This is a genomic window from Flagellimonas algicola (assembly GCF_005937185.1).
In the GTDB taxonomy this organism is placed as follows: Bacteria; Bacteroidota; Bacteroidia; order Flavobacteriales; family Flavobacteriaceae; genus Flagellimonas; species Flagellimonas algicola.
Genome location: NZ_VCNI01000003.1, coordinates 180,658 through 201,497, shown reverse-complemented (window position 1 = coordinate 201,497; position 20,840 = coordinate 180,658). Strand labels below are relative to the sequence as shown.

The 20,840-nt window shown below is 41.2% G+C and carries 21 protein-coding genes; 5 read left to right on the top strand and 16 right to left on the bottom strand.

Annotated features, from left to right (window positions below):
• Positions 1-108 precede the first annotated feature (108 nt).
• Positions 109-312, top strand: coding sequence for a hypothetical protein (locus FGG15_RS20230; protein ID WP_138838697.1), 204 nt, complete (start codon positions 109-111; stop codon positions 310-312).
• Positions 313-347: 35 nt separating this feature from the next.
• Here the strand turns inward: FGG15_RS20230 and FGG15_RS17395 are convergent, their stop codons facing one another.
• The 15 genes from FGG15_RS17395 to FGG15_RS17325 form a co-directional block, all read right to left on the bottom strand.
• Positions 348-1,097 carry a DUF6794 domain-containing protein gene (locus FGG15_RS17395; RefSeq protein WP_313791000.1) on the bottom strand — a complete coding sequence of 250 codons (750 nt, stop codon included), beginning with the start codon at positions 1,095-1,097 and terminating at the stop codon, positions 348-350.
• 97 nt (positions 1,098-1,194) lie between these two features.
• Positions 1,195-1,752 carry a cysteine hydrolase family protein gene (locus FGG15_RS17390; protein WP_138838693.1) on the bottom strand — a complete coding sequence of 186 codons (558 nt, stop codon included), beginning with the start codon at positions 1,750-1,752 and terminating at the stop codon, positions 1,195-1,197.
• A gap of 37 nt (positions 1,753-1,789) precedes the next feature.
• Positions 1,790-2,569 (bottom strand): hypothetical protein, encoded by a 780-nt coding sequence (locus FGG15_RS17385; RefSeq protein WP_138838691.1) that lies wholly within the window; start codon positions 2,567-2,569, stop codon positions 1,790-1,792.
• 76 nt (positions 2,570-2,645) lie between these two features.
• The gene (locus FGG15_RS17380; RefSeq protein ID WP_138838690.1) at positions 2,646-3,095 is read right to left on the bottom strand and encodes a DMP19 family protein; all 450 of its coding nucleotides are present in this window, start codon (positions 3,093-3,095) and stop codon (positions 2,646-2,648) included.
• 44 nt (positions 3,096-3,139) lie between these two features.
• Complete coding sequence (locus tag FGG15_RS17375) at positions 3,140-3,832, bottom strand: hypothetical protein (protein WP_138838688.1); 693 nt, start codon at positions 3,830-3,832, stop codon at positions 3,140-3,142.
• A gap of 69 nt (positions 3,833-3,901) precedes the next feature.
• Positions 3,902-4,468, bottom strand: a complete 567-nt coding sequence (locus tag FGG15_RS17370; RefSeq protein WP_138838686.1) for a hypothetical protein — start codon at positions 4,466-4,468, stop codon at positions 3,902-3,904.
• Between the two features lie 46 nt (positions 4,469-4,514).
• On the bottom strand, positions 4,515-5,195 hold the full coding sequence (locus tag FGG15_RS17365; protein ID WP_138838684.1) for a hypothetical protein: 681 nt from the start codon (positions 5,193-5,195) through the stop codon (positions 4,515-4,517).
• An 18-nt stretch (positions 5,196-5,213) separates the two neighbouring features.
• Positions 5,214-5,693, bottom strand: coding sequence for a hypothetical protein (locus tag FGG15_RS17360; RefSeq protein WP_138838683.1), 480 nt, complete (start codon positions 5,691-5,693; stop codon positions 5,214-5,216).
• Between the two features lie 83 nt (positions 5,694-5,776).
• Positions 5,777-7,540 (bottom strand): arylsulfatase, encoded by a 1,764-nt coding sequence (locus tag FGG15_RS17355; protein WP_138838682.1) that lies wholly within the window; start codon positions 7,538-7,540, stop codon positions 5,777-5,779.
• Between the two features lie 53 nt (positions 7,541-7,593).
• Positions 7,594-8,418 (bottom strand): thymidylate synthase, encoded by an 825-nt coding sequence (locus FGG15_RS17350; protein ID WP_138838681.1) that lies wholly within the window; start codon positions 8,416-8,418, stop codon positions 7,594-7,596.
• A 126-nt stretch (positions 8,419-8,544) separates the two neighbouring features.
• Positions 8,545-8,898: a four helix bundle protein gene (locus FGG15_RS17345; protein WP_138838680.1), complete on the bottom strand. Its 354-nt coding sequence runs from the start codon at positions 8,896-8,898 to the stop codon at positions 8,545-8,547.
• A gap of 80 nt (positions 8,899-8,978) precedes the next feature.
• The gene (locus FGG15_RS17340) at positions 8,979-10,442 is read right to left on the bottom strand and encodes a NupC/NupG family nucleoside CNT transporter (protein ID WP_138838679.1); all 1,464 of its coding nucleotides are present in this window, start codon (positions 10,440-10,442) and stop codon (positions 8,979-8,981) included.
• A gap of 8 nt (positions 10,443-10,450) precedes the next feature.
• Complete coding sequence (locus FGG15_RS17335; protein WP_138838678.1) at positions 10,451-11,083, bottom strand: bifunctional nuclease family protein; 633 nt, start codon at positions 11,081-11,083, stop codon at positions 10,451-10,453.
• 89 nt (positions 11,084-11,172) lie between these two features.
• Positions 11,173-12,141, bottom strand: coding sequence for an electron transfer flavoprotein subunit alpha/FixB family protein (locus tag FGG15_RS17330; protein WP_138838677.1), 969 nt, complete (start codon positions 12,139-12,141; stop codon positions 11,173-11,175).
• Between the two features lie 92 nt (positions 12,142-12,233).
• Positions 12,234-12,980, bottom strand: a complete 747-nt coding sequence (locus FGG15_RS17325) for an electron transfer flavoprotein subunit beta/FixA family protein (protein ID WP_138838676.1) — start codon at positions 12,978-12,980, stop codon at positions 12,234-12,236.
• A 171-nt stretch (positions 12,981-13,151) separates the two neighbouring features.
• Here FGG15_RS17325 and FGG15_RS17320 point away from each other — a divergent pair, with 171 nt between their 5' ends.
• The 4 genes from FGG15_RS17320 to FGG15_RS17305 all read left to right on the top strand — a co-directional run bounded on the left by FGG15_RS17320 (position 13,152) and on the right by FGG15_RS17305 (position 19,899).
• Positions 13,152-14,129 carry a pyruvate dehydrogenase complex E1 component subunit beta gene (locus FGG15_RS17320; RefSeq protein WP_138838675.1) on the top strand — a complete coding sequence of 326 codons (978 nt, stop codon included), beginning with the start codon at positions 13,152-13,154 and terminating at the stop codon, positions 14,127-14,129.
• A 156-nt stretch (positions 14,130-14,285) separates the two neighbouring features.
• Positions 14,286-16,781, top strand: a complete 2,496-nt coding sequence (locus tag FGG15_RS17315) for a DUF5686 family protein (protein ID WP_138838674.1) — start codon at positions 14,286-14,288, stop codon at positions 16,779-16,781.
• 77 nt (positions 16,782-16,858) lie between these two features.
• Positions 16,859-17,386 (top strand): inorganic diphosphatase, encoded by a 528-nt coding sequence (locus FGG15_RS17310; RefSeq protein ID WP_138838673.1) that lies wholly within the window; start codon positions 16,859-16,861, stop codon positions 17,384-17,386.
• Between the two features lie 113 nt (positions 17,387-17,499).
• Complete coding sequence (locus tag FGG15_RS17305; protein ID WP_138838671.1) at positions 17,500-19,899, top strand: sodium-translocating pyrophosphatase; 2,400 nt, start codon at positions 17,500-17,502, stop codon at positions 19,897-19,899.
• A 70-nt stretch (positions 19,900-19,969) separates the two neighbouring features.
• Here the strand turns inward: FGG15_RS17305 and FGG15_RS17300 are convergent, their stop codons facing one another.
• Entirely contained in the window at positions 19,970-20,677 is a 708-nt protein-coding gene (locus FGG15_RS17300; protein WP_138838669.1) for an energy transducer TonB, read from the bottom strand.
• Positions 20,678-20,840: the final 163 nt, after the last annotated feature.

The following is a 20,840-nucleotide window of genomic DNA, read 5'->3' as shown; positions in this document are numbered from 1 at the left end:
TGAAAAGCTCTTTAAGTTCAATTTCTGTGCAAATTAGGCAAAGTCATAATTTGTTATGACCCTTAAAACCAAGAAGGTAAATATATTTGGTTCCAAACAATTATTACGATGAAGCTTACGGATAAAATTCAAATGGTAGAGGAATTGACGGAGTTGGTTATTGAGGGCTATGGATCTCCGGAGGAATTTGCCAAGGTGCTCAACTTTGGGGTGGAAATGTTATTCTATGTTGAAGAGGAGGCCTTTACCCAACAGGAAATTCAACAAGTGGTATCGGCCATTCGTGGGGTTATTGGGGTTTTGAGGGGGTGAAGAGGTTGAAGTGTTGTTGGTTACTAAGTTATTGGTTATTCAACTATTTCCCATAGATCATAATATGTCCAGCGGGTTTCTCCTTTTTTCATGATTTCGATTTTATTCTCTTCCGTTTTCTTCCATTCGCCATTTATTTCGGTATAAACATCACTTTCCATAATGATAATACCTTTTATACCGCAACTTTCCAGAAGTTTCACTTTTAACTCAAACTTTTCGGGATTAATTACTTTGATAACCCCTCTAGCCAAGCATTCATTGTCCATGAACCCTTTTTCTTGATTTTTGGATGTAAAATCATAGTTGTATTGGAACTCCACCGTATCACCAACTTTGAATTTACTGAACTCTATCTCTTTACGCTCGTTTTGTTGTTTTAAGGATTTGGCCCAAAAATCTTGATAGTATTTTATCTGTTTGTCAAGCTCAATTTCTTTTTGGTTCAATTTTCTGTGCAATGAAGTCAGTATTATACCCGACATGTCATCAGGATGATGAATACCAAGATCCATAAAATATTTGGCAATTTTGGAAGTTCCGGCCCACAGTTTCCAGTTATTTCGAATTGACATTCCAGTGGAAAAATGAATTTCGCCAACAGCTTGTTCCTCATTTTTTTCTGAGAACTTCTTTAACGTTTCCTGTGGAGTTATACATTCGAAATACTCCATCGCTTGTTTCAAATTTTTTGGGATATAGTCTTCGTTGTACTTATTGCACTTGTTTTGGCCGATAATGAATGCTGGCAAAAAAAGAAGGCCCAGACAAATTTTATTGATCATAATTAGTCGTTTCCCCAAAACTAAAATCGGTATGACATTCTTTAAAATGAAAATGAGTGAATGGGGTAGTTCGGTTAGGTAAACAATAAAAACCTTATTATGTCCCTTTAAACTTTTCGATAACCTTCTCAAAATCTTCCACTCGTATGTTCCCTTTGGTGGGAATCATGTTTTGCCATACCCAGTTGTAGTGTTCAATAACTTTTTGGGCTGGTAAATGGGGTCTATCGCCCGTAGTATGCCCGTCTGCCACCACGGTAATGTTATAATCCTTGGCCAAGGCAGATTGTACGGTGGCCTCCACACAAAAGTCGGTGGCGCAGCCGGTGATCAGCAGTTCTTGGGTTTCCCAAGTTGTCAACAACTCTTGCAGTTTGGATCTATAGAAGACATCGTTGGCATATTTGTCCAGCAAAGTGTCTGTGGGTTCGGTTTGGAGTTCGTCCAACAACTCCCAATCCCAGTTGTTTTTTTTAAACTCGCCCGTTCCGGTGCCATCGTGCTGTATGAGCACCACAGGCCAACCCTTTTGCCGAAACAACGCTGCCAATGTGTTGATACGGGCTACCACACCCTCGGTATCAAAACGCGGGGTTTTGGGCGTAAAAGAGCCTTTTTGCATATCGATGACCAGAAGGGCTTTGTTGGGTTTCATGAATTCAATATTAATGGAAGGCTACATATCACTAACATTAGCCCTTTTCATTGGATAGGCACTTTTTATATCCAAGTTTTGCCTGTTCAAACTCGGGTAAATATCGCTCCTTAAAACTCATTTTAGGATACCTTTTGTCTACTTCAATTTTAAAATCCTCGAATTTTGGCAATTCAAATTGGAAAAACTCCTTTCCGTTGAACAGGGGCATGTTCTCAACATAGGTTTTTGCGCGGAAACAATTGTCTGGAAAACGTGTTAACGAATAGGAACGCACTTGCCCGCCCATATGTCGCATCAAGCACAGGAACAAAATGGCTTTTTCGGTGTCATTAATCAAATTAAGGGCATTGAAATCTATGTTCAATGACCTCAAATCCATGGGTTTTTGTTTGTTTAAAATATCCGAAGAAATAGATAAATAGTAATGCGCCAATAGTTCCCTTTTACTGGGCAAGTTGTTAAGTGCCTTGCCAATAACCTTGCTGGGCTTTAATCGTTTTAGTCCAACGTGTGGCCCATTGAACGAATTCCATTTTAGTTTTAAAGCCAGATAATGGCCGACCATCGTATTATAGGTTGGCTTGGTCAGAAATTTTGGTGATGCTATGTGGTTCTTTCTTTTGCTTAACTCGTGCAAGAAAGATTTTAACTCATCGAGTTCTTCAATTTGAAACTCAGCATTGTTCGCTGCTCCCTTATTTTCCCAGAGCGTCAAGATGTATTTTGGCACCATTTCATGGTATGCAGCTTCATCTACTTGTGCTAAAACAAGATTGCTAAACAAGAAAAATACTCCTAAAACTTTAATGTGCATAGTTCAATTTCTATCTGTGGGGTTATTTGGTTTTAAACGTTCAAGGTTGATTTTATAAAATTTACACTATGGATTTTCATTTCACAATAAACTTTTCATAGTTGTCTCGGATGTATTTGATTTGAAGTTTGTCCAAATCATCTAAATCGTAAAATTCGTCATCCAAATCGTTGAAGTCAGGATTTCTTTTGTTGTCAAATTCTTTGTCCTGATTCTTAAATATTTCAATCGCTTTTTGTGTGACATTGGCAAAATCACTGGCACCAATCCTTTCAAATCCGGCTAAGGCCGTTTGACCATATAGAAGGCCGTTGTTGGAGAAGAACTGATCAAATCCACCATTTTGCACATCACCTTCCAAAATCCACATTGCCATAAATTCTGCCATGGCAGGATCTGCAATTTCCATACTTTCTCCAAATGTCCCCAGTTCAAGTTCTGCTGACTTGTCGTAGATCAGGGAGACTAGGTTTTCATCTGTTGAATTTTGCAAATAAGTCAATGTGTATTTAACTTTTTGAATCATTTATTTAGAGGCTATCTGATGTCTTTTGAATGTAAAATACTTTTTTAATCGAACAGTAGTTGATCCAATTTACTTTTTCTTCCATCATAGATTTCAAAAAAGTCAGTGGGTTTGTTTGCTATTAACTTTAGCCGCTCTTCATGGTCATGGTTTAGTCGATAGATTTTGCCTTTTTTGTCGACCGCTATGTAATTTCCGTCCTCCATATCCAAAATCGTGTAAAGCAATTTTTGGTCGAATTCAATTTCAAAAGTAGAATCCAATTCCAAAAGTTTCATTTGTTCTTTGGTTAGGGACTTCAGAGCCTTTTCGGCGATTTTCTGGTCAGGGTTTTCCAATTTTGGTAGATGCTCCACTTTAATCTCACCTTTCTGAATTTGGCTTAAGTCAAATGTTCGGTGAAAATACTCCGGGTTTTCAACTTCAATTATGGATAATCCATCAGATTGAAAATACAGTTTAAGCGGCTGAAAACATTTCTCTTTTTTATTGTAAACAGAAATTCCGGTCAAATTGAATCGGGTTTTGTGATTTCTGTTTATCAGTTCAAACTCTTTTTGCCCATACCCTCTGGTTATGTGAATTCCTCGTGGTTTGTGCATAAAATGAATCCCATAAATTTTAGAAAGGTCTATGGCTGTTTTTATTTGTGGCATTTCCGGCTCCAAAATTTCCGCAATGTTTAGCGCGAATTGCTCCAGGTGCTTCTTTTTTATTTTTCGATTGAAAATGCTCATTTATGGTATTGGTTTATCAAATGCATTTATAAGATTCCAAACAGGGCATCATTGAAGGCAAAGTTTTAGTCATTCATCCGATACAAGATTGGACTCTTCCTTCCAATCATTGATGTTCTGCTCGTAATTTGCTTTTACCAAGGTTTGTTCCTGTATCTTCTTGTGTGCTTTATTCAAAATAATCAATACAAAAATGGCCAACAGGTTTACGCACAGAAATTGATTGCTCCCAACACTTAAAATGTTTAATTGGAATTTACTTGCTATAAGGGCAAAACTGAAATTTATTACACCTTTGGTGAAATCGAACCCAAAAAGCAAATAGCCGCCAGAGGTCATGATATAGGTGAAGCCGCCTATTGAAATGGCAGGAATCTGCAGGTATTGTAAAATACGGGAATGAAGAATTCCATGTTCTAATTTTTTAAATAGCCTGATTCCCGCGAAAACTGAATACACATAAAAGCCCACGGCTATTAGCATAATCAAAAAAACTAGGGTATTGGTCTCCGTGCCTTGTAGCATCAGCCATATTATAAGGCCGAGCCCTACTATTCCGCCAACTATTTCAAAGATTCCAATACCTTTTAAGATGTTTCTATTCTTCCTTAAGGCCTTTTCAAATTCTTGTTTCATATTTTGTTTATCGAACGAATTCTGATTGATTTAATTTAGGGATGCTCTATTCAATTTTAATAAGCTCAAATTGAAAGCTTCTTTTTTTCCAGGTTGACTGCAAATAAAGAGATTCACTTCCATTGGTAAGTATTTCATATTCGTAAACATCGCCAGGGCTACTCAGTTCTTTTTTAAATGGATCATTGCTTTCCCTGAATATTAAATCAAATTTGCAATCATCTTTCCATTTGATATTGAGCAATGAGTAAGTTCTGCCATTTTTCATCCGTTCCAAGAACATATCATTTGATATGGTCACAAAAGTAGTGTCCGCAGCTTCAGTTTCAGGTCTTTGGGTTAGGTAGTAGAAATCTCCGTTCTGCAAATCCCCACATTTTAGATCGGGTTGTTTAGCAATTTTTTCTTCGTTCCCAACTATGTCGGTTGGAAAGGTTTCTGTCACATATGGGCATTCCTTGATTATTTTAGCTCCGACTTTATTTCCGATTTCTTCCATGTCAATATCGTCCATGGTTTTCGCATTGTAATGCTCCTTAATGTCCTTTAGGTTGTCTATTAAGACTTCCTCGAAGCACGGACCCATTTCATTGATGTTATTCACCTCTTGTTTTTCAGCACACTTACATAATTTTCTGGAAAGTTTGTCAATAACATCTTGTGAGAATAAGTTATTGCTTGTCAATAAGATGATGGATAGAATAATAATACAGTTGGTGTTTTTCATGATATGTTTAAAGTTGTACTAGAATTTTTCAAATAATCTAATCGTATCAATTCCGTCAAAATGATTTTGGGCATTGGGATAATGCTTACTAAATTTTCTTTCGATGGTCATAGCGCTGTCTGAAAGTTCTAAAATTCTCCATCTTTTTTGATATCCAATAAGGTCAGTTCGAAGCCCTTCAAGAATTAATACTTTTCCAGACTCATCGAAGTTATACTTGGTGGAATCAATTCCCAAGGAAAAGTGTTTGACAAGGTTTTTATCAATTTCATAATATGGAGGCCATAAGGTATCGTACATTGGGTCAGCAGCTGGCGGAGGGGTAGGCAGGTCTTTGTTTTCAACTCCAACCCACACTTCCTGAGTCCATTTACCTATAATATTTTTGGAATCCCATCTGGCCTTCTTGCCAGTTTCTGATGCCTTGTCATTATTATTTCCCGTTTTTGGGTTACAAGAGCAGATGATTAATGCAAAGATCAGCGAAGATAATCTCACTTGGTAATGATGGTTAACAGTTTTTAAGGGATTTAAAATACAGCTTTATACTTCCCATTGGGACATAAAAATGATAGGATTACCTAATTCACTTTCTCCAGCTCCACCCAAAACGGCATTATATGTTTGCCATCCACGGCATAGTGAGCCAATAGGTCGCAGTCCATTTGGGGGAGGTATACGTTTTTCAGTTCCAAGACATCCATCTTGTCTTGGTTGTTCAATTGCTGTTTTACCAAGGTGTTGGCTTCCAGATAGAGTCGTCCACCAGCTTTTATGGGCTTAACAAACTTCATGCGAATATCATAATGGCCTTCTTCAATACTCACCTTCCAAGTACCATAAATTTCTTCCTGCGCCCAGATGCCGCGTTCCCCTCCGGCATCGTTCCGGTTCAAGAAAATGGGATTTTCCGCTGGGTTCCCCACAATGATCCTGGGCTGGTTTATGAGGTTTTCAGAGGTTATTAATTCGTTATACAGTCTGTCCAACTCCACTTTAAGCGCTCTGACCTTCGATTTGTCTTCCAAAACCAAGTTGTTTTGCTCGTAGGGGTCGGTTTTGAGGTTATAGAGCTCAAAATCCTCAATTGCAGCGTTGTAATTGGTTTTTCCCACCAATTTGTAACCATCTTTTTGCAACGCCATGTTGTAATAGGGTTCGGGATAGCGGCGCGTCCAGTAAAAAAACAGGGAACGGTCTGCCCAGTCCACATTTTTACCCTGAATCAGGGGCAACAGGCTTTTGCCATCAATTTTTCGGTCTTGGGGCAAGTCCACTTTACAAACTTCGGCCAAGGTTGGCAGCACATCAATATGGGCGCTCATGGTCTCAATATCCTTGTTTTGGGCAAACGCCACGGGATACTTCACATAAAAAGGCACCCGCACCCCGCCTTGGTATACATTGCCTTTTAGGCCTCGCATTCCGGCTACATAACGCCATTGCTGAGGACCATTGTCAGTCATAAAAACCACTAGGGTGTTCTCGGAGAGTTGCAGCTCGTCCAATTTTTTAAAGAGCTTGCCCAGATTGTCATCTATATTGGTGACCATGGCATACACCTTGCGGGCGTCTTCCTTATCTTTTTCGCTCATTTCCGGGAAAGGGCGGGCATCTCCATCAAAACCTGAGGCCGGGTCAATGTCCTTGTACTTTTGGTAATATTCAGCGGGTACCTGCAGAGGGGTATGCGGTGCATTAAAGGAGAGGTAGCAAAAGAAGGGTGATGCCTTGTTGTTTTCAATAAATTGAATGGCTTGATCCGTAAAAATATCCGAGCAATAGCCCTCGTAGGCCTCTTGTTTATTGTTGTGCCAAAGCACGGGATCAAAATAGCTGGTATCTCCCTTAAAATAGGTGGTGATGTCGCCCACCTGTCCCATGCCACCGGAAAGATGAATCACGGATTCGTCAAAACCTTGGTCGCTGGGTCGGCTGGGGTAGTTGTCGCCCAAATGCCATTTGCCAAATACGCCAGTGGTATAACCACCTTGTTTGAGCATTTCGGCAATGGTAACCTCGTTGGAAGCCATGATGGCCCCGCCATTGTAGGTGTCACGCACGCCGGTACGTAAGGAATAGCGGCCTGTCAGTAGACTGGAACGGGTAGGGGCGCATACCGGGGACACATAAAAATTGTTGAAACGAACACTTTCGGTAGCCAATTGATCAATGACCGGAGTCTGTACATGCGGGTTTCCGGTAATGCCTAAATCGCCATAACCTTGGTCATCGGTAATAATGACGATCACATTAGGACGTTCTTCTTGGGCAAATAGAGTTGCGGCGGACACGAACCAGCAGCAGAGTGCCAGTCCAAGTGCTTTTTTAAAGTTGATTTTCATTTTTAAATGTTGGTTTGGATGGTACTTGCTTTTATATGATGTCCTAGCTTTTGCTAAACAGCCACAACACCTTTGATGTGGGGATGTGGGTCGTAGTTCAGCAGTTCAAAATCATCAAATGTAAAATCGAAGATGTTTTTAACCGCTGGGTTCAATCTCATGGTGGGCAAGGGTCTTGGCTCACGACTTAACTGCAATTCCACTTGCTCTCGGTGGTTGTTGTAAATATGGGTATCCCCAAAGGTGTGGATAAAATCGCCGGGCTCATAACCACATACTTGGGCCATCATCATGGTAAACAAAGCATAGGAAGCTATATTGAAAGGAACCCCTAAAAAGACATCTGCACTACGCTGGTACAATTGACACGACAATTTACCATCAGCTACATAAAACTGGAAAAAAGCATGGCATGGGGGGAGGGCGGCCTTACCATTGGCCACATTCTCACCAAACGACACAGATGTGTCAGGCAACACGCTGGGGTTCCAAGCCGATACCAACATCCTGCGACTATTAGGGTTGGTTTTCAGGGTTTCAATGACCTCTTTTATCTGGTCGATTTCCTCACTGTTCCAGTTCCGCCATTGGTGTCCGTAGACAGGGCCCAAATCGCCATTGTCATCCGCCCACTCGTTCCAAATACGTACCCCATTTTCCTGAAGGTAGCCCACATTGGTATCGCCCTTTAAAAACCAGAGCAGTTCGTGAACTATGGATTTTAAATGCAATTTTTTTGTGGTCACCATGGGGAAGCCTTCGGAAAGATCAAACCGCATTTGATAGCCAAAAACGCTGACGGTTCCAGTTCCTGTGCGGTCTCCTTTGGCATTTCCTTCGGTAAGTACGTGTTTGAGTAAGTCGTGGTATTGTTTCATAGTGGGGTTAAAGGTAATGGGTTAAGTGCGAAAGGTAAAGGGTAGAAGGAGGGAGTTTTGAGCAATTTTATTAACGGTTGGGTTATGGGTGGAAGGGTGAAAGGAGAAGGATAAATGGGCAAAGGGTTAGGTGGTATTGTATTTTATTAGGGCTGTGAGACGTTTTTGGAGCAATTGAATGGCTTTGACTAAAGTCTTAAATTCTTTTGAAGGGATAAAACCGAGGTCGTTGCAAAGTATTAGATGGGTTTCCAATTCATATATTGAGCCTAAACTGATTTGAAGAAATCGGGCAAAATCTCTATTTGAATTTTTGCCACAGCCTTCCGCTATATTGGCCGGAATGGAGACAGCACTTCTCTGAATTTGTTGAGTTAGACCATAAGTTTCGGTCTTGGGTAAAAGTTTGGTAATGAGGTAAACTTCTTTTACCAATTTTCTCGCGTCTTTCCAGACTTCCAATTCTCGAAAATTTCGCATAACAACGACGTTTACACATATTCGAGGTTGATAATACTTTTCCGGCCCCTAGCTAAACCCTTGACCTTTCACCCTTCGTTCTATCCAAGAATCATCCCAGCAATAGTTGCGGAAAGCAATGAGGCCAAAGAACCGCCCAACACCGCGCGCATTCCAAATTCGGATAGTGTTTTACGCTGACCGGGCGCCAAGGAACCGATACCCCCAATTTGGATACCGATGGAAGCAAAATTGGCAAATCCGCAGAGCATATAGGTAGCCATGATCACGGATTTGTTATAGGTGAAATGTGGTGAGTTGGCCATATTTTTTAATTCAGCAAGTTGTGTATAGCCTACAAATTCACTGGCCGCCAATTTGATGCCTAAAAGTTGCCCCATTAAAGCAATGTCTTCTTTGGCAACACCAATTATCCACATTAAAGGAGCGAAAATTGTTCCCAATACGGCCTCCAGTGACAGCTGGTTATAGGTAGAGTTATTCGCAATCCAGTCGTTAAAGGAACCAATTTCTCCGAATAGTCCTAGAATTCCATTTATCAAGGCAATTATGGCCATGAATACCAATAACATTGCCCCTACATTTATTGCTAATCTTAATCCTTCCCCTGTTCCATTTGAAATAGCATCCAAAACATTAGAGCCAATTTTTTCGCTAGAAACTCGAACATCTGTATTGATTGCTTCGGTTTGTGGATAAAGTATTTTAGAAACAACAATAGCTCCAGGTGCCGCCATTACAGAGGCTGCCAGCAGATGCTTAGCAAAGACTAATTTGAGGATCTCGTCATTCCCACCTAGAAAATCAATATAAGCACCAAGAACAGCTCCGGCCACCGTTGCCATTCCGCCAATCATCACTAGCAGAATCTCGGATTTGTTCATTTTTTCCAGATAGGCCTTAATTAGTAGAGGTGCTTCAGTCTGACCTAAAAAGATGTTTCCGGCAACAGATAGGCTTTCCGCTCCACTAATTCCGAAGGTTTTAGTTAATAACCAGGCAAAACCCTTAACTATAAATTGGATTATTCCAAGGTAATACAATAGTGAAGTTAGAGCGGAAAAAAAGATAATTGTAGGCAATACTTGAAAAGCAAAGATGTACCCAAAGGTATTGGTGTCTGCTACTAGGCCTTCAAAGAGAAACGTACTGCCTATTTTTGTAAACTCCAATATTTGAATAAAAAGCTTCCCAATAGTTTCAAATATTACTTGAATAAATGGGACTTTTAGCACTCCGATGGCAATTATTAATTGCAATCCCAAACCAATCCCGACCGTTCTCCAATTGATAGCTCTTCTGTTAGCGCTAAAGAGAAATGAAATCAGAATCAAAATGGCCATACCCAAAGCCCCCCGCCATAATGAGTTTATGGTAAACCCTTGGTTGGGCACCAATTGGGGAGTTTCCTTAGGAGTAATATCATCGATAATGGTGGTGTCAACGGCCGCACTGATAGAGTCTGCAGGGAGTAAATCTTGACCAAAACTTGCGGTACAAACAAAACAGATTAATACAAGGAAAATCTTGGTGAGTTTTGGCATGCAGCGGATTATTTACGTTTGGAGATTTCGTCCCGTAGTTTGGCAGCCTTTTCGTAGTCTTCGTTGGCTACTGCCTTATCCAGTTCTTTATGAAGTTCTTCCAAGGTCATTTCGCGATATCCCTGCGATGAAGCCCCGGATTCAATTTCCACGGTTTCGCCCTCCTGCAAAATCTCATCCACCACAATACTGTCATCCTCCTCGTTTTCCTCACTTTCCTTGGAAGAGAATTTGAGGTAGATTCCTGCCTTGTCCAAAATGGTTTTATACGTAAAAATGGGAGCGTCAAACCGAAGTGCCAAAGCTATGGCATCACTGGTTCTTGCATCCACAATTTCCTCTACTTTATCACGTTCGCAAATGATACTCGAGTAAAATACCCCATCCACCAATTTGTGGATTATAACCTGCTTGATCACAATCTCAAACCTATCCGAAAAGTTCTTGAACAAGTCGTGCGTGAGCGGTCTAGGGGGCTTTATTTCCTTTTCCAGGGCAATGGCAATGGATTGGGCCTCAAATGCACCAATGACGATGGGAAGCTTTCTGTCTCCCTCCACTTCATTCAAAATAAGGGCATAAGCCCCATTTTGTGTTTGGCTATAAGATATCCCCTTTATTTTCAATCGAACTAAACTCATATAATCCTCCTAAAACCAAAAAAGGCCGTTCAAATAAGTGGCACTACCATTATCTGAACAGCCCCTTGCAAAAGGCAAATTAACAAAAATTAAGTGTTTTGGGCTTTAAATTCCTTTAATTTTTCGATGAGTTCCGGTACCACTTCAAAGGCATCCCCAACGATACCGTAATCCGCTGCTTTAAAGAAAGGAGCTTCGGGGTCGTTGTTGATCACCACTTTGGTTTTGGAGGCACTTACTCCCGCCAAATGCTGTATGGCACCTGAAATACCTATGGCTATGTATAAGTTGCTTGCCACTGGTTTTCCGGTTTGCCCCACGTGTTCGCCATGTGGGCGCCATCCCAAATCCGAAACTGGTTTGGAACAGGCAGTTGCCGCACCCAAAACATCGGCCAATTCTTCGATCATGCCCCAGTTTTCTGGGCCTTTTAAGCCTCTTCCGCCCGAAACAACAATATCTGCATCGGCAATAGTGGCTTTTCCAACTACTTTGTCCACTTCTACAGATTTTGCAGTGAAATCGCCATCGCCCAGCGAAGGGGAAAAATCTGCTACAGTAGCTGAAATATTGTTTTCATGAACCCCATAAGCATTGTTGGATACCCCAATGAGCTTGGTGTCCGAACTGATTTCGGTATGCGCGAAACCTTTATTACTGAATGCCGTTCTTTTTACCACGAAAGGAGATGTGCTATCTGGAGCGGCAACCACATTTGGTGTATATCCTGCATTTAGCTTGGCGGATAGGATAGGGGCTAAAAACTTGGCATCGGCACTGGAGCTGACTACAATAACCTTGGCACCTTCAGCTTCTGCCGCTTGAGCCAAAACATGGGCATAGGCCTTGGCGTTGAATGTATCCAAATCCCCATTGCTGACTTTTAATACTTTGGAAACACCATAGTTCCCCAAGGATGCATCATCATTGGCATTGATAGTTACCGCAGTGACCGTTGTCCCCAAATCTTGTGCTACTTTGTAAGCATAGGAAGCCACCTCGAAGGCATTCTTTTTAAATGCTCCCTTATCTGATTCTGTATATACTAGTACTGACATGTTTTTAATTCGATTTTTAATTTTCCAAATTCAAAACTGATGCTGGATGTTGGATGCTCGATGTTTGGAATTTGGAATTTTTTGTTTGAGATTTAGATCACCTTGGCTTCGGTGTGTAAAAGATTGACCAATTCACCCACATTTCCTGCATCCACCAACTTTACCGGTCCTTTGGCAGCGGGTTTTTCAAATTTTTGGTCTTGTGTAGGTTGAGGAGCCTCTATAGGTTCCACAACGTTCAACGCCTTTTTTCGGGCCATCATGATGCCGCGCATATTGGGAATACGGAGATCACTTTCGGCTACCAAACCTTTTTGTCCGCCAATGACCAGGGGTAGGGAGGTGCTGATAGTTTCTTTTCCACCATCAATTTCCCGAATGGCTGTTGCCGAATTTCCATCCACCTCCAAGCTAATACAAGTGTTTACAAAGTTCATATCCAAAAGAGTGGCCAAAATTCCCGGTACCATTCCCCCGTTGTAGTCGATGGATTCCCGTCCGGCTATGATTAGGTCATACCCTCCATTTTTGATTACTTCTGCCAGCTGACGAGCTACATAGAAACCATCAGTGGGTTCCGCATTGATTCTGATAGCCTCGTCGGCACCAATGGCCAAAGCTTTTCGTATGGTAGGCTCCGTTTGGGCACCTCCTACAGTGGCTACATGTACTGCAGCTCCTTGCTTTTCCTTGAACCACATGGCACGGGTCAAACCAAACTCGTCATTGGGATTAATAACAAATTGAACCCCGTTTGTATCAAACTTGGTATCCCCCTCGGTAAAATTGATTTTGGAAGTAGTATCCGGCACGTTGCTAATGCAAACTAAAATCTTCATATCTTGTATATGTTTATCGCTTCAAAGATAGCCATAAAAATCATAAATTTATTATGCATGCATAATAAATTTTGTACATTTTTTTGTTTTTCCTTCTTCCTTTGTTCGTTTGGATTTTGCTATTTTTGCTTGCATTTTTAAGCACACAACTAATCTTAGTAGTACTACTTAATGAAAACATTACAGTTTAGGCAAGCCATCGCCGAGGCCATGACCGAGGAAATGCGTAGAGATGATACCATTTATTTAATGGGTGAAGAGGTCGCCGAGTATAACGGCGCCTACAAAGCTTCCAAAGGAATGTTGGATGAATTTGGCCCGGAACGCGTGCTGGATACCCCTATTTCTGAGTTGGGATTTGCAGGTATTGGAGTGGGTTCGGCCATGATCGGGAATCGACCTATTATTGAGTTTATGACCTTTAACTTCGCCTTGGTGGGGATAGATCAAATTATAAATAATGCGGCTAAGATAAGACAGATGTCTGCCGGTCAATTTCCTTGCCCAATTGTTTTTAGAGGGCCAACGGCCTCCGCAGGTCAGCTGGCGGCCACGCATTCACAAGCGTTTGAAAGCTGGTTTGCCAATTGCCCGGGGTTAAAAGTGGTGGTGCCATCCAATCCGGCTGATGCCAAAGGCTTGTTGAAAGCTGCCATCCGTGATGATGATCCGGTTATTTTTATGGAATCGGAACAAATGTATGGGGATAAAGGGGAAGTGCCAGAGGGCGAATACACCATTCCACTAGGCGTTGCGGATATTAAAAGGGAAGGAACGGATGTTACTATAGTTTCCTTCGGAAAAATTATCAAGGAGGCTTACAAAGCTGCTGATGAATTGGAAAAAGAAGGAATTAGCTGCGAGATTATTGATCTTCGTACAGTTCGCCCAATGGATCATGATGCCATTCTAAATTCTGTTAAAAAAACCAATCGCTTGGTTGTTTTGGAAGAAGCTTGGCCTTTTGGCAACGTAGCTACCGAAATTACCTATCATGTTCAGGATAAGGCTTTCGATTATTTGGATGCTCCTATCGTAAAAATCAATACAGCTGATACCCCGGCTCCATACTCTCCCGTATTGTTGGCCGAGTGGTTGCCCAATCATAACGATGTGATCAAGGCTGTTAAGAAAGTGTTATATAAATAAGTTACATATATTTGTACGGTATATTAGCCTCGTCAACCAAAAAGTTGATGAGGCTTTTTTTAAGGAATAGTTTTTGATAGAAAATTACTTTTAAACAAAATTGACCAAGCACTTTTGAAAAACCACCTCGGTTTTGCTGTGCGTATGTATCAGAACATGAGAAGATTCCTTGTCGCTATTTTTCTTTTATCCTTTTGTTCCCTTTTCTCGCAAACCAAAGTCAGCGGTATTGTAGTGGACGCCGATGGCTCACCCATTGCTTTTGCCAATATTGTGTTCCCAAATTCTACAGAAGGGACCATTACCAACGACAATGGTCGTTTTTATCTGGAATCTGATAATACCTATTCTTCAGTTGAGGTGTCCTTTATTGGTTATGAATCCGTGGTAATCGAATTGGCCCAGAAGGTCAACTATGATATGCAGGTAATACTTGAGGAATCCACGGAACAATTAAAGGAGGTGATTGTATATACGGGCAAGCAATCCAAAAAGAATAATCCCGCCATTGACATTCTGAAGAAAATTTGGGCCAAAAAAAGGGAAAATGGGGTGCGAAAGTTCAAACAATACCAATATGATAAATATGAAAAGGTAGAGTTTGATCTGAACACCATTGACAGTGCCCTGATCAAAAGTAAGCTCTTTAAAGGACTGGAATTCATGTTCGAAAATCTGGATACGTCAAGGGTGACTGGAAAGACCTATCTCCCCATGTTTTTGAACGAAACATTCTCCAAAGTTTATGGCGACAACCTTTTGGGAGAAGAAAAAGAGGATGTATTGGGGAATAAAAGTTCTGGTTTTGATGGACACCAGTCCATAACCGCATTTGTGGAAGACCTGTATTCTGACTATGATGTGTATGAAAACTACCTGAAGTTTTTTGATAAGAGTTTCACCAGTCCATTGTCCAAAACCGGAGTGGATACCTATAATTATGTGTTGTCAGATAGTACCTATATCGATGACAAATGGTGCTATAACATTATTTACTATCCCAGACGGAAGAACGAGCTGACCTTTAAAGGGGACTTTTGGGTTGCTGATACCACTTATGCGATCAAGAAAATCAACCTGCAAGTTACCAAGAGTGCTAATATCAACTGGGTCAAGGAAATTTATATTGAACAAGAGTTTGATGTGGTGAACGATTCTGTTTTTCTTTTGAAACGAGATCATATGTTGAGTGATTTCAGTTTTTCCAAAAAGGAGAAATCACGAGGAATTTATGGCAAGCGTACCTCAGTTTATGATAACTACCAGTTCGATACCAGTCGTCCAGAGGATTTTTATAAAGCCGTATCCGACCCTTATGACCCGAGGGTCTTTTCACGCGACAGTACGTTCTGGAGCAATGCCCGTTTGGAACGACTGAATGAGGACGAATCTGGGATTTTTAAATTATTGGACACCCTTAAGACGGTGCCCAAATTCCGTACCTACTATGATATTGTCAGCATTCTTGGTTCCGGTTACATTGAAATAGACAAATGGAATATTGATATAGGTGACATTTACAGCACTTTTGGGTTTAACGATGCAGAAGGAGCTCGTTTAAGAGCGGGTGCAAGAACCTATTTTGGTCAAAACGATACCTGGCGATTGGAAGGTTATATGGCCTATGGCTTTACGGATAAAAAGTTCAAGCATGGTCTTTCTGCTAAGTTTTTGTTGGATAGAAAGTCAAGATTGATTCTGTCAGGGGGACATCGAAGGGATATTGAACAGCTGGGACTGAGCCTAACGAGTACAAATGATGTGCTGGGCAGAAGTATAGCTTCGTCTTCCCTTGTTACAGTTGGGAATAACAATCGATTGACCAATATTGATTTGTCCACCTTCAATTTGGAAATGGAACCATTTAAAAATTTCCGGGTACGACTAGGGAGTTCCATGCGAGCCCTAAGCTCAGCCTTACCGGATGATTTTAGCTTGGATTACATAGATCCTGAAGCTCCTGGTGGTATCTCTTCGGAAGTCAAACAATTTGATATCAACACTACCTTGATCTATACCCCAGGGAGAAGAATTATTGGATACGGGGTAGAACCCGTTGCTGTAAATGATGATTACAGTACCATCCTTCTTAACTACACCAAAGGGATCAGTGGTTTTTTAGAGAGCGATTTTGACTACGAAAGAATCCAATTCTCCTACCGACAACCCTGGCAAATAGGTGGTTTTGGAAGGTTGACAAGTAGCGTAGAATTGGGGAAAACATTTGGAGAGGTACCACTAAGCTTGCTGAGCGTTGTGCCAGGCAACCAGACCTTGTTTTCCTTATATAATGCATTCCCCAATCTGGATTTTTATGAATTCGTGACGGATACCTATGCTACCCTTCACCTAGAGCATAACTTCAATGGTCGCTTGTTTTCAAGAATTCCGGTACTTCGAAATTGGAATTTAAGGGAAATTGTAGGACTTCGGGGAGCGTGGGGCCAGCTTTCAGATGAAAATAAAGCACTTAGCGCACCTACCAACATTCCTTTAATGGCACCAGAAGATCAGATCTATTGGGAATACTCCTTTGGCATCGGGAACATCTTTAAAATCTTTCGGATTGACTTCAATTTCCGTGGCAATTACCTCGATAATCTCGATGCAAGACGCTTTGGGGTAACAGGAACCTTCGGATTTAACTTTTAATCAACATAATCAGTGCAATTTGTTGACGTAAATCTTTGGTTTGTGGCTATTTTTGCAAAAAATTAAATAGCGCACTCATGGCGAAAAATGCAGAAGTTACCTTTGATGTATTGATAGAAATCCCAAAAGGAAGTCGTAACAAATACGAATACGATTTTACCCTACATAAAATACGATTTGATAGAACCCTTTTCTCTTCCATGATGTATCCTGGAGATTACGGATTTGTTCCTGAAACCTTGGCTTTGGACAAAGATCCTTTGGATGTTTTGGTTTTAGGTACCGAACCTACTTATCCGATGGTGGTGATGGAAGTGAAGCCTATTGGGGTTTTCCATATGACCGATGAAAAAGGTCCAGATGAAAAGATAATCTGCGTTCCTGTAAACGACCCGGTTTGGAACAAAAAGGATAACATTAGCGATATCAATCCGCACAGACAAAAGGAAATTGAACACTTTTTCAAGGTATACAAAGACCTTGAGGAAAAGAAAGTAGACACAGGAGGCTGGGGTGACGTCACAGAGGCTGTTGAGATTTACCACCAGTGCGTAAAGCGTTATGAGGAAAGTGAACACAAAAAGAAGCGAACCTTTACTATTTAAGCAAAATTATCATGATTTTTATGCGCTTTTGGCCACCAAAAGCGCATTTTTTTTATTAGTCTGTATTTTACTACTTTTGCTGCCATTGAAAACTCAAAAATAACTTCACAACTATGGAACTAATCGTAAAATTTCTGCCCGCATTCGGTGTTTTGGGCTTGTTATACGTATTCATCAAAAACGTATGGGTCTCAAAACAAGAAGTAGGGGATGACAAAATGGCTAGGATAGCCAAAAATATTGCCGATGGGGCAATGTCATTTTTAAAGGCAGAATATAAAATACTCAGCATTTTCGTAATCACAGTTGCCATACTTCTTTACTTTAAAGGGAGTAACGAGGCGGGCTCCAATGGCATGGTGGCCGTTTCCTTTATTGTGGGTGCTATATGTTCAGCTTTGGCTGGTTTTATCGGAATGAAGGTAGCCACCAAGGCAAATGTTAGAACTACAAATGCTGCAAGAAACTCTTTGGGCAAAGCTTTGGAAGTTGCGTTTGCAGGTGGAGCCGTGATGGGTCTTGGTGTTGTAGGTTTGGGTGTACTCGGATTGAGTGGCCTTTTTATGATTTATAGTGGACAAGGATGGGCAATTGCTGAGGTATTGAATGTACTTTCAGGTTTCTCTTTGGGAGCTTCATCCATTGCGCTTTTTGCCCGTGTGGGTGGCGGTATTTATACCAAAGCTGCAGATGTTGGTGCTGACCTGGTAGGTAAGGTTGAAGCTGGTATTCCGGAAGATCACCCTTTAAATCCTGCAACCATTGCAGATAATGTAGGTGATAATGTTGGGGATGTCGCCGGTATGGGTGCCGACCTTTTTGAATCTTATGTTGGATCCATTATTGGTACCATGGTATTGGGAGCTGTTTTTGCTACACTGCCAGAATTTGCAGGAGCATATAATGGATTGGGAGCTGTATATCTTCCTTTGGCATTAGCCGCTGTAGGAATTGTAATGTCCATTCTAGGAACCTTCTTTGTCCGCGTTAAGGATGGAGGAAATCCCCAAACTGCTTTAAATATTGGTGAATTTGGTTCTGCCGGATTAATGCTGGTTGCTTCCTATTTTATAATTAATTCAATGCTTCCTGAATCTTGGGTGGAAGCTGGAACAACATATTCTGCAATGGGCGTTTTTTGGGCTACCATTGCTGGTCTTGTTGCTGGTCTTGCCGTTGGTAAGGTAACGGAATATTATACAGGAACGGGAACCAAACCTGTTAACTCAATTGTACGTCAGTCCGAAACCGGTGCTGCTACAAATATTATTGCAGGTTTAGGTGTTGGTATGATGTCAACGATGATTCCTATCCTCTTAATTGCGGCTGCGATTTTGGTTTCACACCATTTTGCTGGTCTTTACGGAATTGCGATTGCTGCCGTTGGTATGTTGGCCAATACAGGTATCCAATTGGCTGTTGATGCTTACGGACCAATTTCTGATAACGCTGGAGGTATTGCCGAAATGGCTGAATTAGACCCAGAAGTACGCGAGCGTACTGATAAATTGGATGCTGTAGGTAACACTACTGCCGCCATTGGCAAAGGTTTTGCAATTGCGTCTGCTGCCCTTACCGCTTTGGCTTTGTTTGCTGCTTTCATGAAAACGGCAAATGTAACTTCAATTGACGTTTCGCAACCTGATATTATGGCAGGTCTATTAATTGGGGGAATGCTTCCCTTTGTATTCTCTGCGCTTTCCATGAATGCTGTGGGTAGAGCTGCAATGGCCATGATCGAAGAAGTTCGTCGTCAATTTAGGGATATACCTCAGTTGAAAGCTGCTTTGGAAGTAATGCGTAAGTACGATTCCGATATTTCAAAAGCATCTGATGAGGACAGAAAGATTTTTGATGCTGCCGATGGGGTAGCTGAATACGATAAATGTGTGGCTATTTCCACTACAGCTTCCATTAAGGAAATGGTGCTGCCAGGTCTATTGGCAATTGCGGTTCCCGTAGCTGTTGGATTTATTGGCGGAGCTGAGATGCTAGGTGGCTTACTTGCCGGTGTTACAACCGCAGGTGTTTTAATGGCCATTTTCCAGTCCAATGCAGGTGGTGCTTGGGATAATGCCAAAAAGACCATTGAAAGTGATGGCCGTAAAGGTTCCGATGCCCATAAAGCTGCCGTTGTTGGAGATACTGTTGGTGATCCATTCAAGGATACTTCAGGCCCATCTTTGAACATCTTGTTGAAATTGATGTCCGTTGTGGCCTTGGTTATTGCCCCTAGTTTGGTGAGTTTGTCTCCAGCTGATGAGGTAGGCATGCTTAAGGAAGACGGAACAACAATTTCCATAACCACAGATGGGATTAAAGAAACTGTTCCTGTAGAAAAGCAAATCAAGGTTGAAATGAGCAATACCGCTGAAGGCGAATTCAAAGCTGTGGTTACTTCAACTTATGAAGTTGCCGGAGAGCAAAAAGAGGAGATCGAAGAGTTTGTTGCTGCTACCAAAGAAGAAGTTCAAAAATTAGTGGACGACCACAAATCGGCAAATAAAGGATAACCCTTTGATTACATAACATAAAAAACCACGCCAAAGGCGTGGTTTTTTATTCCCTTCAATCTCGATTGGGCTAATTCAATCTAAAAGTAATGGGAATGGAAAAAGGAACCTTAACTGGCGTTCCCCTTTGCTTTCCAGGACTCATTTTGGGAAGTTTGGAGATGATTCTTGAAGCCTCTGTTTCTAATATTTTATGAGGTCCGCGCATTCTAACATCACCAATACTTCCATCTTTTTGAATGGTGAAAACTACATTAACTCGACCCTGTAGTCCCATTTCTTGGGCTGATTTTGGATAGCGGAAATTTTTACGGATATGCTTCTGTATCATTTCTTGAAAACACACTCTGTGGTCAGTCGCATTTTCACAACCAGGGAACATTGGGGCTTCTTCCACCGTTTTCCAGGGAACAATTTCAGGTTCTTCTTCTTTGGCAACCTCAATTTCACCTATACTGGCAACTTCCGTTGTGTGATTTGGCTCTATTGACTCAATAAAGGTTTCTGTTTTGTCATCATCATCATCTATTATTTCAATAACCGGTGGTGTATGAATTTTAGGTGGGGGAGGAGGTGGGAGCTTTTGAATGGTTATAGGAGCATTTTCCCTGAGGTCATCCTCCAATTTTAGATGGGCTATGTCCTCATAGGGTGTTTTGTGGAATGATTTCCACTCCAAGGCCACATAAGCCAGTAAGAGCACTGCGGCCAGTCCAATGCTAAAATAGAGCAGACTATTTCGTTTCAAATCCAATTCTTGATTCTTTTTGGGTTCCATAATTTTCAAATTTTTGACAAGCAATTCATCCTGTCAGTTCGAGCGCAGTCGAGAACCAGTACATGTAAATTGCTTCTTGTTAGACATAGAAATAATTCTAGAACCAAGCTAGCTTGAAAATCAAGTTTAAAAAACCAAGAATGAGGGAATGCACCCTTTTGTT